The sequence below is a fragment of the Duganella sp. 1411 genome, from assembly GCF_017833525.1.
In the GTDB taxonomy this organism is placed as follows: domain Bacteria; phylum Pseudomonadota; class Gammaproteobacteria; order Burkholderiales; family Burkholderiaceae_D; genus Rugamonas.
The window spans coordinates 95,165-112,794 of the sequence record NZ_JAFICD010000004.1 but is presented as its reverse complement, the minus strand read 5'-3'; the positions used below and the strand labels follow the sequence as shown (position 1 = coordinate 112,794).

The following is a 17,630-nucleotide window of genomic DNA, read 5'->3' as shown; positions in this document are numbered from 1 at the left end:
GTTCGGCGATGTGGCCTTTCAGGCAAGCACGGTTTCAGACATCGTTCCGGACTTCCTAATCACTATCCTTGGAGACAATAAATGAAGCGCATACTGCTATGTATGGCCATGCTCGCCGGTTTGGCGGGCTCGGCCTTTTCGGCGCACGCCGCCATCACGATGAACACCAGCGTGCAATACAAGATCAAGAACGCCGCCAGCGGTTTGGTGCTGGGCATCGACGGCGCCGCCCAGACCGCCGGCGCTAAAGTGGTCCAGTGGGCCGACAACGGCACCAGCGACCACCTGTGGCACTTCATGCCGATGGGGAATGGCCAGTACAACATCGAGAACATGCTCACGCACCAGGTGCTGGGCGTGGCCAACGCCTCCACCGCCGACGGCGGGCAGATCGTCCAGTGGGCCGACAACGGCACCTCGGACCACCTGTGGACCGTCACCCAGGCCGCTAGCGGCAACTTCCTGATCCAGAACGTCAACAGCGGCAAGTATCTGGAGGTGTTCCAGAACAGCAGCCAGAACACGGCCACCATCGACCAGTGGGGCTTGACCGGCTGCGCCTGCCAGGAATGGCAATTCGTGAATACGCAAACCAGTCCGTATCCGGCGCCGCGCGCCGTCAGCGGCGACGGCCGCTTCGTCCACGACCCGTTCATGCTGAGGGATTCGGCCGGCAAATACTGGCTGTATGGCAGCCACCAGACCTTGGCCACTTCGACCGACCTCAACACCTTCACGCTGTACACCAACTGCACCAGCGCGCAAAAGGGCGGCTATGCGAGCTGCCCGGCGATCGGCCCGGATTTCCCTTCGTGGAGCGGCCTGCAGACGCCGAAGGGATGGAACAACGGCGCCAACACCGACATTTGGGCGCCCAGCCTGATGGTGGTGAACGGCACCTATTATCAGTACTACTCGATTCCTTACCTGCCGAGCACGGAGGCCAAGGCGGTGATCGGCGTCGCCACCAGTTCCGCGCCGCAGGGACCGTGGACCGACAAGGGCTTCGTCACCAAATCCTGGACCAGCAACGACACGCCGCCGGCCGGCTTCAAGAAGACGACCGACAACGCGATCGATCCGGCGCCGTTCCGCGACGCCAGCGGCAACTGGTGGATGACGTGGGGTTCGTGGACCGACGGCCTGCATCTGATGCAACTCAATCCGGCCACCGGCCTGCAGTCGACCACCAACACCAACGTCTACACGATCGCGCGGCGCGGCTCGCCGGTATCGGCCGAGGAGGGACCGTTCATCTATTACTACAACGGCTACTATTACTTCTTCGCGCCGATTAACCCGTGCTGCAGTGCTTCGTCGACTTACCGGACCATCGTGGGCCGTTCGACCAGCGTCACCGGGCCGTATGTGGACCGGGGCGGCGTGGCGCTGACCGCTGGTGGTGGTACGATTTTGCTCAGCACACATGGCAACGTCATCGGTCCGGGCGGCGGTAGCGTGTTCACCGATGCCGGTAACAATAATCGGCCGACCTTTGTTTATCACTATTACGACGCCAATAACAATGGGGCTGCGACGCTGGGTATTAATCCGCTCGGATTTACCGCTGATGGTTGGCCGTATGTGATGGGGAACTAGACGCCAGCGTCTTCTGAATCACGTAGGGCGGATTAGCGCAGCGTAATCCGCCATGCGTGCGTTTCGACGGCGCATCCATGGCGGATTACGGCGTTCCGCCTAATCCGCCCTACGTGGTACCGTTGTTACTCGTAGGTTAATAGGAGCAGCGATACCGCCTGGCGCGGCAGTTGCATCTTCACTAGCGCGCGGCCATCCGCTGTCTTTACCGTCGTTGTCGCGCCTACTTGCGCCAGTTCGCTGGCCTTCTTAAGCGCGGCGATTTGCGCGGGCGTCGGGTTGGCCGGCGCGCCCATGCGTTTCCACGCGCTGTAGGAATTGCTGGTGTCGTTGTCGACGCGGAAGTGACGCAGCGCCACCCGCTTGGCCGGTATGCCGGCGATGCGCAGTTCCACCGGCGCGCCGGCGTCGATGATGTCGTCGTCGTGGTAGTTCCATACCATCACCGCGATGCTGTGCTTGCCGCGCGTGGCCAGCGCGTTGATGTCGGTGCGGGCGCCGCGCACGCCCTCGGCCAGGATGCGCGCGGCGTCGTAGGCCTGGTCGCCGCCCACCGCCACCCGCTCGCCCGTCATCATGCCGAACATGCGGAACACGTTCAGCACCGGCTTGTTGACGCCGTTGGTCGCCAAGTCGCGGAAGCCGGCGTACCACGGCTGGTCCTCGAACTCGAACGACCAGTTGACCGCACCGATCAGGTTGACGCCGCGCCGGGCCGCCAGATCGAATTCCCGCGCGATCGAGGCCGCCGTATAGCTCGAGTACAAGGTGCCGTTGCGGTAGGCGTTTTCCGGATTGGTCTGCATGCCGCAGGCGGCGCAGCCCTCGGGATCGGATTCGCCGATGATCACCGGCACGCCTTTGAGTTCGGGATATTTTTCAACGATGGCGAAGCCTTCGTCGAGGTGCTTGAAATGGGTGTTCATGCCCATCCGCACCACGCCGTCGATCAGCTTGGGCGCGCCCTTGGCGTGGAAGGCCACGAAGTCCAGCGGCGCGCCGGTCTTGCCGGTGGCGGCGTTCTGGCCGCGCAGGCAGTGCTCCAGGAACTCGTCCATGAAGCGGCCCGCGCCGGCCGTGTGCGGGCCGCCCATGCGCGCCGTCGGCAGCGCGCGCTTGACGGCGTCGGCAGCGTAGTCGTACATCTTGAAGTATTCGCGCTTGGTGTCCGGCGCGATCAGGTACAGGCCGTCCGGTTCGTTCCACACCTCCCAGTACCAGCTTTCCACTTCCTTCTGGCCGTAGCGCGCCACGCTGTGCTTGACCCATTGGTAGATCAGCTCGGCCCATTTGTCGTAATCGTTCGGCGGCGTGGCCCAGCCCGTCATGATGTCCTGGTAGGGCGTGCCCGGCTTCCATTGATGTTGGTAGGGATCGGGACGCTGCGACAGCGCCCGCGGCATGAAGCCGATCTGCGCCAGCGGCTTCATCTTGCGTTCGATGTAGGTGTCGAAGATCTGGTCGATGATGGTCCAGTTGTAGACCGGCTTGCCGTCCTTGTCCTCGCTGTACATGTCGGTCGAACCCCATTTGAGCGCGTAGCTGCCGTCGCCGGAGGTCATCAGGTTGTGCGCGCGCACGTACACCGGGACCGGGCTCAGCGCGGCGATATCGCTCAGCAGCTTCTTGCCGTTGGGCGCGGTGGTGTAGTTGGGTTCGTCGTAGCCGAACCACGCCCAGATCGGCGTCATCGGCCCCGTGACGCGGGCCGCGTCGACGGTCAGCTTGACCGGAATGGGGGAGGCGGCAAAGCATAGCTGCACACTGGCCGCGAGGGTCAGGGCGGTGAGGAGTCTCTTCATTTTTATTCTCTCGTCGGAACGGGGTTGTCGGGCGACGGTAGGCCGATACGCGGCGGCGGTCTAATGAAATTTGCAGCGCCATGGATATCGAATTGGATATCGGGAAGTGGTGTTTCCCTTGTAGATGCTGGGTGATCGCCATTCGGAGGCGTGTCGTTTTCTTCACCTAGTTTCATGTGTAACAGGGGCGTAACAAAATTTCGGTAGCCTGCGCTGGGTTGTTTATGAAGACTCGTGTCGCTTTCAAATACCAGTTTAGGGGAACCACTATGAAATCCATAAAAATAGCGTTGTTGTTTGTTTTGATGGCCGCCTACAGCGGCATGGCCGGTGCGCAAACACTGAATACCCAGTTCTGGGGCTGGGTCGGCAAGAACCAGCATGGCTACTACCTGGACGGTTCAAGCTGGCACTACTGTTTCAGCGATAAAGGTGGTTCCTGCGGTAGCGTGGCTTTGTCGACCGGCCATTCCGATTGCCGGACAACCGGCTTCAACATTGGTGGCAAATGGGCGATCCCGACCCGCATCGGTGGCATGGAGATCAACGCCGGTGTCAATCACTCCTGGACGGCCTGCAACATCCGCAGCGAGACCGTCACCTGCAGCCCCAACAAGGGCTACAAAGGCCGCGCGGTCATCAATTTCAGCGAACGCTGGGGCAAAATGCGCGTGCTTGGCGGCGACAACTACCTGACGTTGAGGTCGAGCTGCCCGGCCGGCTGGCGCTCCGACTGGATGGGCGGCCCTAGCTGGCGATGCACCTACGTGGGCGGCGCCTACACCACCGAGGGTTATCTGCCGGAGTGGCGCGGTAGCAGCTGCCAGTACGACAAGATCTGACAGGATTTAAGGCATGCCTTTCAATATCCATTTTTCCTCGCCCCGCGTGGCTGCGATAGCGGTCGTCGGCGCCTGCCTGTTGATCGCGGCGGGAGGCTACTTAGTCTCCCGCGGCGGGCAGCGGGCCGACCAGGCCGGCGCGCCGCCGGTCGCAGGTTCCGGCGCGCGGCCATCCCGGGCGCCGGCGGCCTTCGAGGCGCTGGCGGCGTTGTCCGCCGAGGCGGCCGGCGCCCACGGCGCGCCCGCCGACGCCCCGGCCGAGGCCGGCGCCGTCAAGCTGCTGACTCCGGCGGAGACCGCCGAAAGCCTGCGTGCCTTCGTCGACAAGATCCGCAAGCGGGAGAACCTCACTTCGAGCGAGGTCGAGGAACTCCAGGCCCGGCTGCTGGCGTCGATCGAGGGCAACCTTGACATCGTCAAAGTCGTGCAGCAGTTCTATCACAACATGCCGGCCGAACAGGGCATGGAGCGCGACATGCTGCGCTCGCTGCTGGTCGCGTCGCCGGCTGGCCGCAGCATCGTGCTGCAAGAGGCCGACACGATCTGGGAGGACAAGAGCGTCGGCAAGTTCGCCGAGATGTACGAGACCTACTTCAACATGCCAGGGCAGGTGCCGCAGGATGTGATCGTCCGGGCGCTGGCCGATTTGAAGGCGGGCGCGCCAGCCGATGATCGCACCGCCGTCGCGCGGCTCAATTTCATCGGCACGCTCGCGGAGCAGAAGAATGGCGATACCGCCAATCTGCGCAGCGATGCGGTCCAGCTCTTGAACCAGCTGGCGGAAAGCGCGGGCAGCGAAATCGTGCGGGCGCTGGCGGTCCAAAAGCTCTACCGCCTGAACTCGCCCGGCGAGGCTTCCAACATCGCTATCGCGCAGCTGTCGAAGGGCGCCTATAGCGATTTGGTCCGTGAAACGCTGAGCTCGGTGAACAGCGGCGATGTCGAACTCACGCCCAACCTGCGTGGCGCGTTGACCACGGCCGTCAAACGCCCGGCCGCCTCGGCCGAGGAGAAGCAGCTGTTCACCCAGGTCCTGGGCCCGCGTACCAAGGGTTCGTGAGTGTGGGCGGCCGTCGCTAGTACAGGTCGTGCCGCACCGAGTGGTCGTAGTGCTGGTTGATCTGCTCGATCTGCGCGTCGTCCATGGGCGTCTGGGCGCTGTCGCGTTTGCCGAGCGCGGCGATTATTTTGCCGACGCTCGGCAACGCGGCGGGATCGATGTGCGACTCCGCGCGCCATAGCTTGGCGCGGTTGACGGCCTTGCCGCAGTGGAGCAGCACCTGGTCGATCTGAACCACCGTCGCGGTCTTGGGCAAGCGGTCGCCTTCGGCCAGGCGCGCCAGCAAGGCCGGATCGGTCGAGACCTTGCCACGGCCGTTGATGCGCATGAAGATTTCTAATCCCGGAAAGATGAACAGCATGCCGAGGCGGGCGTCCCGTTCGATGTTGCGCAGCGATTCGATGCGGTTATTGCCCGGCCAATCGGCGAAGGCCACGGTGTGGGCGTCCAGCGCGTGGACAAATCCCGGCGGCCCGCCGCGTGGCGAGGCGTCCAATCCATCGTCGCTGCCCGTCGCCAGGCAGAAGAACGTGGCCGCGTTCAGATAGTCCAGGTGAAAGTCGACCAGGTGGTCCAGCACCGCCTTTTGTATCATCTCGGCGGGCGGGGCATACAGGGCGTCGAGATCGACCGTCCCCTCGCTTGCGTTGGTTTTGTCCGTGGTCTCGGGTAAATCGCCGGGTGCGCGCATGTTGATGCTCCGTGGTTGCTCAAGTCACCAGATTAATGCTATTTTCGATGGCGGCTGTAGCTCATCCGCGCCATTCAATATCAAATTGCCGCCATGCCCCACCTATCCATCGACCGCCGCGACACCAATTCCTCGGAGGGGCCGGTGGTGTTCGTCGTCGAGGGCAGCCAGGAAGAGGATCTGGTCTCCGCGCCGCACCGGCACGCGCGGGGCCAGTTGTTCATTTCGATGCGGGGACTGTTGTCGGTGGAGGTGGAGGACGGCGTCTGGATCGTGCCGGCGATCCACGCGGTGTGGCTGCCGCCGCACCATCTGCATTCGGGCCGCTCGTACGGGCCGTTTCATGGCTGGAACGCGTATGTCGCCGAGGAGGCGTGCCAGGACCTGCCGCGCCGGCCCTGCACGATCCGCACCTCCGGCCTGTTGCGGGAAGCGGTGCTGCGCGCCAGCAGCTGGCCGTCCGCGGAATGGAGCGAGCAAAAGCGGCGCGTCGTCGAAGTGATACTCGACGAGATCAGGACGCTGCCGGTAGAGCCGTTCGGCTTGCCCCTGCCGACGGACGCGCGCCTGCAAAAGATCGCCCAGGCGATCATCAAGGATCCGGCCGACGACCGCGCGCTGGAGAGCTGGGCCGACTGGGCCGCGATCGGATCGCGCACCTTGAGCCGGCGCTTTGTCGCCGAGACCGGATTTAATTTCACCGCCTGGCGCCAGCGCGCCAGATTGATGCGCTCGCTGGAGATGCTGGCCGAGGACATGCCGGTGCAGGCGGTGGCGTTCGATCTGGGCTATTCGAGCGCCAGCGCGTTCATCAGCGTGTTCAAGCGGACCTTTGGCGCGACGCCGGCCGCCTACCGGCGCGGCTAGCCCCCTGCGGGCCGCCCGCAAAAATGTTTTATTTGATTTTATTAATTTCCTGTGGGAAAATGAATTCATCAAATAAAACGAAATACACAAATATTATTATTTCGTGAAACGCGGCACCCCGTCCCCGTGCCGTCGCCCCATCGCTCGCGCCTCTATCCGGCCGCCAGCGGCAGACATACCAACTTCTTAAAGCCGGATGTAGCCGAAACGCCATCGAATAATGATGGATACTCTCCAGGGGAATATTGTGAAAAAATTATCTGTGCGAGCTCAGCTTGCAATCGCTTTTGGTGGTATGGCGGTGCTGCTGGTCGGGATCGCCGTGATCTCGTTGACCAGCTTCCTGCATCAGGCCGATAAATTTGAGAATTATGTGAACGGTGTGCGCGCCCGCGCCGAGGCGGCCCACGCGGTGCGCGAAGCGGTGGACCTGCGGGCGATCGCGGCACGAAATCTGGTGCTCGTCGCCACCGCCCGCGACCGCGATGCGGAGGCCAGGATCGTCAACCAGGCGCACGCGGAGGTCGGCTCGAATCTGCAGAAGTTGAACGAACTCGGGAAGGACCCGTCCGCCTCCGAGGAGGCCCGCCGGCTGATCGGCAAAATCGACGGCATAGAAAAGGCCTATGCGCCGGTCGCCCTGGCGATTGTCGACCTTGCTCTTCATGACAAGAAGGACGAGGCGATCGCGCGCATGAACGAACAGTGTCGGCCGTTGCTCGCGGCATTGATCGCCGCATCGGCGGACTACGCCCAGCTGACCGCCAAGCGCTCCGCCGAACTCATCGTTGAAGCCCAGACCGACTTCATCGCCTCCCGAAACACGCTGCTGACGGTCAGCGTCCTGGCGACGGCGTTGGCCATCGTGGCCGGAACGCTGATTTCAAAAAAACTGTTGAACGCGCTGGGCGCCGAACCGACCGATTTGTGCGACGCCGTCAGCCGCGTCGCCGGCGGCGACCTGACCGGCGACCTGCGCGTCAAGGCCAACGACACCGGCAGCGTGCTGGCGGCGGTGCAACGCATGCAGCTGTCGCTGTCCGACGTCGTCTCTTCCGTTCGCCGCGACGCCGAAACGGTGTCGACGGCGGCCGCCGAAATCTCCTCCGGCAACAGCGATTTGTCGGGCCGCACCGAACGGCAGGCCAGCTCGCTGGAGGAGACGGCGTCGTCGATGGAAGAGTTGACCTCGACGGTCCGGCAAAACGCGGACAACGCGCGCCAGGCCAACTCGCTGGCGCTCACCGCCTCCGATATCGCCGCCAAGGGCGGCCTCGTCGTGGACGAAGTGGTGGGCACGATGGACGCCATCAGCGAAGCCTCGCGCAAGATCGTGGACATCATCAGCGTGATCGACGGGATCGCGTTTCAGACCAACATCCTGGCGTTGAACGCGGCCGTCGAAGCGGCGCGTGCCGGCGAGCAGGGGCGTGGGTTCGCCGTGGTCGCGTCGGAAGTGCGCAATCTGGCCCAGCGCAGCGCCAGCGCGGCCAAGGAGATCAAGGCCTTGATCGATAACTCGGTCGAGCGCGTGGACGCGGGCTCGCGACTGGCGAGCGACGCCGGCGCCACGATGTCCGAGGTAGTGGCCAGCGTCAGGCGGGTGACCGATATGATCGGCGAAATCATGAGCGCCAGCCAGGAGCAATCCGACGGCATCGAGCAGGTCAACCAGGCGATCATCGAAATGGATAACGTCACGCAGCAAAACGCGTCGCTGGTGGAGCAGGCCTCCGCCGCCGCCGAGTCGTTGCGGGATCAAGCCGGCAACCTGGTCCACACGGTGAGCGCGTTCAAGGTGCGCGGACCAGGCGGCGCCGACGCCGCGCCCGCGCACGCCCCGGTGCGCCGGGCCGCTGCCACCAGGGCGCTCACGGTGGCTTCCCCCGCGCGGAAAGCGCGTCCCGCCGGGGCGCCGTCGACCCAGTCGAACGGCCTTTTGTCGCCGAGACCGGATTTAATTTCACCGCGTGGCGCCAGCGCGGCAGGTTGATGCAAGGCGCTTTCGTACACCTGGTCCGCGTACGGGGTGGAGACGATCGTCACCTGGACGCTGGAGCCGACCGGCGTGGGCACCAACCTGAGGATGGAGCAGGCCGGCTTCCGCCTCGACCAGGAACAAGCCTATCAGGGCGCGCAACACGGGTGGAAGAACTTCTTCAACAATCTGGAAGGGGTCATGGCCGGGGAGCCATGATCGGCGGGCGCAACGGCGAATGCCCCCGCCCGCGTCAGAACCAGTGCTGGCTGCGATACCAGCCGACGGTATCGGCCACGGTCTGTTCGAACGGCCGGAAGTTCAGGGCCAGTTCGCGCTCGCTCTTGGCGTGGTTGAAGTGGGTGCGCCCGGCCTCCTTGACCATCAGCCGCACCGTGGCCAGGCTGAGCAGGATGGGCCGGCCGGTGACGCGGGCGTAGAGCTCCTGCACCGCCGCCAGCGCGTACAGCAGCGCCAAAGGCAGCTCGCGCGTCGGCGTCTTGACGTTGGCGATCTTGCCCAGCAGCGGCACCAGCTGGCGCATCGTCATGTGGCGGCCCGCCGCCAGGTAGCGCTCGCCGCGTTTGCCCCGCGCGGCCGCCGCGATGTGGGCCTGCGCCACGTCGCGCGCGTCGACCACCGAGAAACTGCCGGGCACCAGTCCCGGTAATTTGCCCAGCGCCACATCGTTGACGAATTGTCCCGACGACGTCGGACCGATGTCGGCCGGGCCCCACATCCATCCCGGCAGCACCAGGCTCGCGTGCATGTCCGGATGGCTCCCCAGGAAGCGCAGCACGGCCTGGTCCGCCAGGATCTTGCTGCGGTAGTAGTCGTCGGCGTCGTCCAGTTCGCGCAGGCAGGTTTCGTCGATGGGGGCGCCGGGTTCGCCGTTGAGCACGCCGATCGACGAGGTTTGCACGAAGCGCCGCACGCCGGCGCGGTAGGCGTGTTCGATGAGCAGCGCGGTGCCGTCCACATTGATGCGCTGCAGTTCCTCCCAGTGGCTGCCGCCCTTGTAGTTATCGCGGAAAAAGGCCGCCGTATGGAACACGACGTCGCAGCCCCGCAGTTGCCCGGCGAAGGCGGGCACATCGGCCATATCGCCCGGCACCAGCTCGACGCCCGCCAATCCCGCGAATTGTTGTTGGCCCTTGGCCGGCGAGCGCACCAGCGCCTTGACGGCGACGCCGCGCGCGACCAGTTCGCGCACCAGGTTGTTGCCGAGCAGACCGGTCGCGCCGGTGACGAAAGCGGATGTCAATGCGATGGCAGTATTCATGTCAGATGAATTTTAAAGTTCGATTGAAATCTAGTTTGCCGTCGCCGAATTGAAATGTCAAGTGATATCCGAGTTTCGCTATCTGGAGTGCATGTGATATCTTCACGTCCATGAATGCATCCACACGAAGAAAGCGGCTCAGCCGCGAGGAAAGCCAGGCGCAGACGCGCGCGCGCATGCTCGACACGGCGCGGCAGCTGTTCGTCACGCACGGTTATGGCGGCACGTCGATCCGCGATATCGCCGACCGGGCCGGGTATTCGCAGGGGGCGTTCTATTCGAACTTCGCCAGCAAGGAGGAACTGCTGTTGGAGTTGCTGCGGGAGCACATGGAGGCCGAAGGCGCGCAGCTGTCCAGGCTTGTGGACGGGGCGGGGCAGACAGCTGAACAAATCTTCGCGGAGCTGGAGGCTTGGGCCGCCACCCTCAACCACGATGCGGACTGGAGCATGATGTCGATCGAACTGCAGCTGCACGCCAACCGCAGCCCGGCGTTCGCGGCCAAGTACCAGACGGTGTGGGATGCGCACCGGGCCAGGCTGGGGCAGGTGGTCGGCAAGCTGTTCGCGACACTGGGCCGCACGCCGCCGGCCGAACCGGAGGAACTGGCGGCGGCCTTCATGGCGCTGGCGCACGGCCTGGCGTTGCAAGGCATGGGCGCGCGGCCCGATCCGTCGGGACGGTTGATCCTGGTGTTTTTGCGGGGGCTGATCGCCGGCGCGGTGGCGCCGACCGGCATGTGAATGGAAATCGCGGCTGACCCTCAGGTGGCCCGCAGCTCGCCATACAGCCCCAGGTATTCCTGGCTTAGCTTGTGGTTGCGGTCGAGGTGGATCATCGGCAGATTGCGTTCGTGCGATTCGCGGATGCGGATCGAACTCGATAACTTGTTGTCGAACACGGGCAGGCCTTCCTGCTTGAGTTGTTCGACCATGCGCTGCGGCAGTAGCGCGCGCGGTTGAAACTGGTTGACCACGATGCCCTCGATGTCCAGGCCGGCGTTATGGTCGGCCTTGATCTCCTTGATGTTATTGATCAGGGTGTACAGGGCCTGGCGCGAGAAGTCGTCGCAGTCGAACGGGATCAGGCAGCTGTCGGCGGCGATCAGGGCGGATTGGCTGAAGAAGTTATAGGCTGGCGGGGTATCGACAAAGATTTCGTCATACTCCTTGTCCAGTTCGCGCAGCAAATCGCGCAGCTTGTAGATCTTGTTGCGTGATTCCAGCTTGGATTGCAGGTCGCCCAGCTCGGGGTGGGCCACGATGACGGACAGGTTGTCAAACGGGGTCGGATGGACGTAATGGCCGGCCGGCTGGGCGAACATGCTGAAGCTCAGCACTTGTTCGAAGTAGGCGCCCAGTGTCGGCGCCACTTCCTGCGCCGCGACGCCGAGCACGTATCGGCTGGAATTGCACTGCGGGTCGATGTCGATAAGTAGAGTTCGCTTGCCCTGGCTCGCGGCGATGGCTGCCAGGTTCACCGCGATCGTCGATTTGCCCACGCCACCTTTTTGATTGAAAATCACCCGTTTCATAGCTCGCCCGTGTAGTGATGAAAATACAAACATTCTAGAGCAAAGACCGGGTCCCGCTTGCCACGTGCTCGTGATTTGGGTGTCGCAAGGCGGGGACGCGGTGTTCTCTTGTCCGAAATTCAAAGTTGGCAATGGTTTCTGTCGCTCCCCGGCCACAAAGCTGTCGCGTTTTTGGTCTCGATAACATCTTGCTTATCGATTTCATTCCGGCATCGCGCGCCTCTTCGACAAAAAAACCACCAATCGTCACAAAGACGATTTTTGTCACGCCTTTTTGATGCATCATAGGAACTAATTATTGCTCCGTGCCCATGTTCGGCGGAGATCCAATCAGGGCCTGGGAATCGCTCCCGGATAAAGAAAGGTAGCTCCCGGTGACTTCTCGAGATGGCGTCGTGTTCGGCGTTCAAGCACACGTTGAGGATTTCGCCGCGGGTGAGGTTTTGTACCGCAGCGCGAATACCCTGGTGACGCGCCAGTCCGTTTCCGCCCGGGGCGAAGGCTTGATCGTCAAGCAGGCGTTCGGCACCGAGGCCGTCCAGCGTCTCGCGCACGAAAAAAGCATACTCGAACGCCTGGCCGGCGTTGACGGCGTCGTCAGGGTCGCGCATGCCGCCAGCCGCGCCGACAGCTTGGCCCTGCACGACGATGAAGGCGTGCCGTTGTCCGAACTGCTGGGTAGGCGCCGGTTCTCGATTGCCGACGTGGTGCAACTGGGCCGCGCGCTGGCGCGGACGCTGGCCGGCGTGCATCGCGCCGGCGTGATCCACAAAGATGTCACGCCATCGAACGTGCTGATCCGCGCAGCCGGACTCCAGCCGATACTCATCGACTTCAATATGTCGAGCAGCGCGGCCGAGGAATGGCCGGGCTTCACGCACCATTGCCATCTCGCCGGCGCGCTGCGCTACATGGCGCCCGAGCAGACCGGGCGCACCGGACGGCCGGTCGACCAGCGCGCCGACTTGTATTCGCTGGGCGCGCTGCTGTACGAGATGGCGGTGGGGCGTCCGCCATTCGAGGCCGACGACCTGCTCGATTTGATGCACGATCATCTGGTGCGTGTGCCGGCATCGCCCGCCGCGCTGCGTCCGGAGCTGCCGCCGATGCTGTCGGACATCGTCATGCTGCTGCTGGACAAGGAGCCCGATCGCCGCTATCACACCGCCGAAGGACTGGCCCAGGATTTGGAGCGCGTGCTTGCCGCGCTGCGACGCGCCGACACGGCGCCTTTCCCGCTGCGCCAACAGGACTTCGCCCGGCGCTTGTTGCCCGCGTCGCGCCTGATCGGCCGCGACCGGGAACTGGCGATCATGCGGCAGTCGCTTGACCACACGATCGAAGGCGAGAGCGGCTGTCTGCTGGTGGCGGGGGCGCCGGGCGTCGGCAAATCCGTGCTGATCAACGAATTGCGCTCGATGGTTTCGGCCCGGCGCGGCTGGTTTGTCGCCACCCGGTTCGACCAGTACGGGCAGGGCGGCCTGGAGGCGTCGGTGGAGGTATTGCGGGCCATGGGCCGCCTGTTGCTGGCCGAGCCAGAAGACCAACTGGCGCTGCACCGCGCGCGCATCCTTCAGAACCTGGGCGCCAACGTCGGTTTCGGGCCCGCGCTGCTTCCCGAATTCGCGCTGCTGCTGGGCGAGCAGGTTCACGTGAAGGTGGCCGATCCGCGCGAGGCCGAGGCGCGCATGCTCCAGGCCAGCCTTGATTTGATACGCAGCGTCGCCACGCCGGAGCGACCGGTGGTCATGGTGTTCGATGACTTGCAGTGGGCGCCGTCCATTTCGGTACGCCTGCTCGACGCGCTGGTCACCGGGGCGGATCGCATACCCGGTCTGCTGGTGGTCGGTGTCTACCGCGACGCGGAAGTCGATGCCGTCCATCCGCTTGGCCGCCTGATGACGCATTGGGGCGAACTTGGCGTCGCCCCGCCCACGATGCTGTTGCACGCATTACCGTGCGTCGACGTCGGCACGCTGATCGGCCAGATGTTGCGCCTGCCGGCGGCCGAGGCGCACAAGCTGGCCGCCGCCCTACACGAACGCACCGGGGGCAACCCCTACGACACGGTCGAATTGGTCAACGCGTTACGCCAGGACGGCCTGCTGGTGGCGCGCGATGGCCGCTGGGACTGGGATACCGCGGCGATTCGCAGGTACGTCGGCGGCGCGGGCGTGGCCGACATCCGGCGGCGCCGCATCGCCAGGCTGCCCGATGGCGCGCGCGACGTGCTGGAAATCCTGTCCTGCCTGGGCGGCGAAGCCGGTCGCGAGGTGCTGGCGCTGGTGGCCGATCTGGACGCCAACGGACTGGATGAACGCCTCGCGCCGTCGCTGGAGGATGGTCTGCTGGTTATCGAATCGGGCGCGGCGACGGTACTGCGCTTTTCGCATGACCGCGTGCAGCAAGCCGTGTTCGAGGGCATGGACCAGGCCTCGCAGTGCCGGCAACATCTGCGCCTGGCGCGCAGGCTGGCGCCGTGTATCGATATGGGCCATGCGGCGGCCGAGCAATACCTGGCGGTGGCGGATGCGCTGGTGGACCAGGCGGAACGCCGCCGCGCGCTGGGCCTGTTCGTGCGCGCCGCCGATCGCTCGCGGGTGCTGAACACTGCCGTCGCCGAGCGGTTTTTGGCGGCCGCCGTCAAGCTGCTCAAGTTATTTGAGTCGCCTGCCGATGCGGCGCTGCTGGCGACGCTGGAAGTCGAATGGCATGCCGCGCTGTACGGCCTGGGCCGGCAGCAAGAAGGCGACGCTGTCTATGCCGCCATCGCCGCGCGGTGCACTGATCCGATCGCGCTGGTGCGACCGGCGGGCGTCCAGATCATCAGCTTGATCAGCCGGGGCCGGCAACAGGACGCCATGGAGCTGGGTTTGACGGTGCTCTCGGCGCTGGGATTGCACAGGCCCGAAGATCCGCGTCCGGTCATCGCGGCGGGCCTGCGGGAACTCGACAAGTGGCGGCGGGGGGAAGAAAAACTCCTCGATTTCACGCGCCCCGAAGCGGCCGATCCGCGCGTGCTGGCCTGCGCCGCCTTGATCGCGCCGACCGCCAATGCCGGCTATTTCGCCGACACGTCCGTCTTCGCCTGGCTGATCCTGGAGGCCCATCGCCTGTGGATGGCGCATGGGCCCTGCCGGCAACTGCTGTCCGGCGTCTGTTGCGTTCCTTTCCTGCTGGTCGGAAAGGCGCAGGACTATCGGGGCGCCTATGTCGCCGGCCGCCACCTGCTGGCGGTCTCCGAAGCGCGCGGCTATCCGCACGGCGCGTCGCTGACCCGTTATGTCCACGCCGTCACGGCCGGCCATTGGGTGGAGCCGATCGAAGACATCGTGCCGGAATTCCGGCGCGCCCGCGAGGGCTTGCTACAAGCCGGCAATATGGCGTTCGGCGCCTATACCTACCAGGCGGCCGATCTGCTGTTCGACTGCGCCCCCACGCTCGACGCGGCGGCCGCCGAGACCGAGGCCGGCCTGGCGTTCGCCAAGCGCGTGCAGCATTCCGACTTCACCAAGCGTTACCGGCCGCGCCGCCAACTGATCCGCGCCTTGCGCGGGGAAACCCAATCGGCGGGCAGCCTGTCCGACGCCGACTTCGACGAGGACGACTACCTGCAAGCCCTGGGCGGCCCCGGTACCAACGCCGTGGTGTTCCACCTGGTGCGCGCCTTGGCCGCCGCCATCTTCGGCGACGCCGCGACCCTGGCCAGGCACGCGGCCCGGGCCATGCCGATGCTGGCACGCGCGCCCGGCTACTATCTCACCGCCATCGCGCGGGTATTGCAAGCGCTGGCGCTGGCGCAAAAGGCGCGCGGCTTGCCGCCGGACGAACGCGCCGCGGTGCTGGAAGAATTGGACGCCAGCTGCCTGCGCTGGCTGGCGCCGCGTGCCGCCGACGCCCCGCAAAATTTTATGCATCTGCTGCGCTGGATCGAGGCGGAACGGGCGTGGGCCGCCGGCGACACCTGGATCGCCGGCGCCGCCTTCGACCGGGCGATGGACGAAGCGGCGCGGCGCCAGCGACCCTGGCACCGCGCGCTGATCATGGAGCGCGCCGGCCTGTTTCATCTGGCGCAGGGGATGGAGCACAGCGGCGGCCCGCTGTTGACGCAGGCCTGCGCCTTGTACGACGCCTGGGGCGCGGCCGCCAAGGTGGGGGAGATGCGGCGCGAGCATCCGCTGCTGCGCGCGGGCGGCGGTTTGCGGCACCTGCGGGACGGCGGCAACAGCGCTAACGTCACCATCGACGTTCTCGACATGCTGGCCGTGCTGCGCGCCTCGCAGGCGCTCAGTTCGGAAACCGGCCTGGCGCGGCTGACCGAGCGCCTCGGCAAGGTGCTGGGCGCGCTCACGGGCGCCACCGCCGTGCGGCTGCTGGTGCGCGCCGACGACCGGCAAGGCTGGTTCCTCGCCGGCTCGCTTGGCGAGGGCGAACCGGTATCGGCCGACCAGGCCGGCGCGCGCGGCGAGCTGGCGCTGTCGGTCTTCCGCTACACCGAACGCACGCGCGAAACGCTGATGCTCGACGACGCCACCCGCGACGACCGCTTTTCCGGCGACCCGTATATCGCCGGCATGGAGTTGTGTTCGCTGTTGTGCGCGCCGATCCTGAACCATGGCGAGTTGCGCGCCATCCTGATGCTGGAAAGCCGCCTGCGCCGCGCCGCCTTCAGCGCCGAAACGATGGATGCCATCATGCTGATCGCGGGGCAGATGTCGGTCTCGCTGGACAATGCGTTGCTGTATGCCTCGCTCGAGCGCAAGGTCGCCGAACGCACGGCCGCCCTGGAGCAGGCCAACTCGCAGCTGGAACAGATCAGCCGCACCGATTTCCTCACCCGGCTGCCCAACCGGCGCAGCTTGAACGAGACGCTGGATGTGGAGTGGTTGCGCGCCAAACGCGGCGGCGCTTCGCTCGGTCTGGTCATGATCGACATCGACTTTTTCAAGCTGTACAACGACCGCTACGGCCACCAGGGCGGCGACGCCTGCCTGCGGCGCGTGGCCGACGTGCTGGCCACCGGGCTGCGCGGCGGCTGCGATTTCGTGGCGCGTTACGGCGGGGAGGAGTTCGTCGTCGTGCTGCCCGACACCGGCTTCGAGGGGGCGTGCGAGGTTGCCGAACGGGTGCGCGCGGCGGTCGAAGCGCTGCGTGAGCCGCATGCGCAATCGCCGTTCGATATCGTGACGATCAGCGCCGGCGTCACGGCCGTTGTGCCGGGGGCGGATTCCCGGCCCGGCCACTGGATCGAACAAGCCGACGCGGCGCTGTATGAGGCCAAGCGAGGCGGTCGCAACCGGGTCGTCAGTGGCAAGCCGCTGCCGCCCGGGGCCTCACAATGAATCCAAGGCTTGCGCCGCTGGAAACGGTTATTTCGCGCCGCTGCAAGTGCCGGGTTTAGCCATTTCAAGTTCGGCGATATCGGTCTTGCCCTGCTGCTCCGGAATCAGTTCAACACCTGCGCCACCGACAAAAGCACCGATTTTGATGTATTGACGGACGAAATAGTTTTTCCCGGAGTCGACGTTCAGAACCAGGTCGTTGGGCGAGAATTCGGACTCGGTGGAGACCTTGATGCTTTTTCCGCCCGCAACCTCAGTATAGAAAAACACATTCGGAGCGCTTTCACCGAGGCACTTGCCGTCGATCCAAATATCCTTCTTCAGTGCTTTTCCCATAAAGCTATTCCGGTAGACGTAAAGACCGGCATTGTTCGCGCTGGGAGGGTTGAATTGTTTTGCTTTGGCGGATTCTTCTTTTGGTGCCATGCCCACGGAAGCACATCCGGTGACGAGGACAGACGTGGCGAGGACGATGAGAGGAACGATTTTCATGTTTGGATTACCCGAGTGATGGAGGAGTTATGCGCGGCGACCCGAGACGTAGGGCATGGGAGCCGCTTTATTGTAGAGTTGCCCTTATGCTATCTTACAGAAAATTTATCCTTGGGGCAATTAAGATTTCTTTTTTGGTAA

Annotated in this window: 12 protein-coding genes and 1 pseudogene; 8 read left to right on the top strand and 5 right to left on the bottom strand. The window is 64.6% G+C overall.

The genetic code is table 11. From position 1 onward, the window contains the following. Positions 1-81: 81 nt before the first annotated feature. Positions 82-1,599 (top strand): family 43 glycosylhydrolase, encoded by a 1,518-nt coding sequence (locus tag JOD97_RS21355; protein ID WP_209722993.1) that lies wholly within the window; start codon positions 82-84, stop codon positions 1,597-1,599. Positions 1,600-1,724: 125 nt separating this feature from the next. On the opposite strand, the gene JOD97_RS21350 is transcribed toward JOD97_RS21355, so the two are convergent. Next, positions 1,725-3,401, bottom strand: coding sequence for a hypothetical protein (locus tag JOD97_RS21350; RefSeq protein WP_209722990.1), 1,677 nt, complete (start codon positions 3,399-3,401; stop codon positions 1,725-1,727). 269 nt (positions 3,402-3,670) lie between these two features. Between JOD97_RS21350 and JOD97_RS21345 the strand changes: the two genes are divergently transcribed. Together JOD97_RS21345 and JOD97_RS21340 are read left to right on the top strand one after the other, a co-directional pair. Further along, positions 3,671-4,243: a hypothetical protein gene (locus JOD97_RS21345; protein ID WP_209722987.1), complete on the top strand. Its 573-nt coding sequence runs from the start codon at positions 3,671-3,673 to the stop codon at positions 4,241-4,243. Positions 4,244-4,289: 46 nt separating this feature from the next. Then, entirely contained in the window at positions 4,290-5,303 is a 1,014-nt protein-coding gene (locus JOD97_RS21340) for a hypothetical protein (protein ID WP_209722984.1), read from the top strand. A 16-nt stretch (positions 5,304-5,319) separates the two neighbouring features. Here JOD97_RS21340 and JOD97_RS21335 read toward each other — a convergent pair whose 3' ends face one another. Further along, complete coding sequence (locus tag JOD97_RS21335; protein WP_209722981.1) at positions 5,320-5,994, bottom strand: MSMEG_1061 family FMN-dependent PPOX-type flavoprotein; 675 nt, start codon at positions 5,992-5,994, stop codon at positions 5,320-5,322. Positions 5,995-6,087: 93 nt separating this feature from the next. On the opposite strand from JOD97_RS21335, the gene JOD97_RS21330 reads away from it, so the two are divergent. The 3 genes and pseudogenes from JOD97_RS21330 to JOD97_RS21320 form a co-directional block, all read left to right on the top strand. Further along, positions 6,088-6,861, top strand: coding sequence for a helix-turn-helix transcriptional regulator (locus tag JOD97_RS21330; RefSeq protein ID WP_209722978.1), 774 nt, complete (start codon positions 6,088-6,090; stop codon positions 6,859-6,861). A gap of 223 nt (positions 6,862-7,084) precedes the next feature. Then, positions 7,085-8,854, top strand: a complete 1,770-nt coding sequence (locus tag JOD97_RS21325; protein ID WP_209723790.1) for a methyl-accepting chemotaxis protein — start codon at positions 7,085-7,087, stop codon at positions 8,852-8,854. A gap of 3 nt (positions 8,855-8,857) precedes the next feature. After that, positions 8,858-9,058: pseudogene (locus tag JOD97_RS21320) on the top strand (SRPBCC domain-containing protein); the annotation flags it as partial. A gap of 34 nt (positions 9,059-9,092) precedes the next feature. Here the strand turns inward: JOD97_RS21320 and JOD97_RS21315 are convergent. Further along, complete coding sequence (locus JOD97_RS21315) at positions 9,093-10,121, bottom strand: SDR family oxidoreductase (protein ID WP_209722972.1); 1,029 nt, start codon at positions 10,119-10,121, stop codon at positions 9,093-9,095. A gap of 110 nt (positions 10,122-10,231) precedes the next feature. Between JOD97_RS21315 and JOD97_RS21310 the strand changes: the two genes are divergently transcribed. After that, complete coding sequence (locus JOD97_RS21310; RefSeq protein WP_209722970.1) at positions 10,232-10,864, top strand: TetR/AcrR family transcriptional regulator; 633 nt, start codon at positions 10,232-10,234, stop codon at positions 10,862-10,864. A gap of 20 nt (positions 10,865-10,884) precedes the next feature. Here JOD97_RS21310 and JOD97_RS21305 read toward each other — a convergent pair whose 3' ends face one another. Beyond that, entirely contained in the window at positions 10,885-11,655 is a 771-nt protein-coding gene (locus JOD97_RS21305) for a ParA family protein (RefSeq protein ID WP_209722967.1), read from the bottom strand. 467 nt (positions 11,656-12,122) lie between these two features. On the opposite strand from JOD97_RS21305, the gene JOD97_RS21300 reads away from it, so the two are divergent. Continuing rightward, positions 12,123-16,997, top strand: coding sequence for a diguanylate cyclase (locus tag JOD97_RS21300; RefSeq protein WP_209722965.1), 4,875 nt, complete (start codon positions 12,123-12,125; stop codon positions 16,995-16,997). A 27-nt stretch (positions 16,998-17,024) separates the two neighbouring features. Here the strand turns inward: JOD97_RS21300 and JOD97_RS21295 are convergent, their stop codons facing one another. Continuing rightward, on the bottom strand, positions 17,025-17,489 hold the full coding sequence (locus tag JOD97_RS21295) for a DUF2846 domain-containing protein (RefSeq protein WP_209722962.1): 465 nt from the start codon (positions 17,487-17,489) through the stop codon (positions 17,025-17,027). Positions 17,490-17,630: the final 141 nt, after the last annotated feature.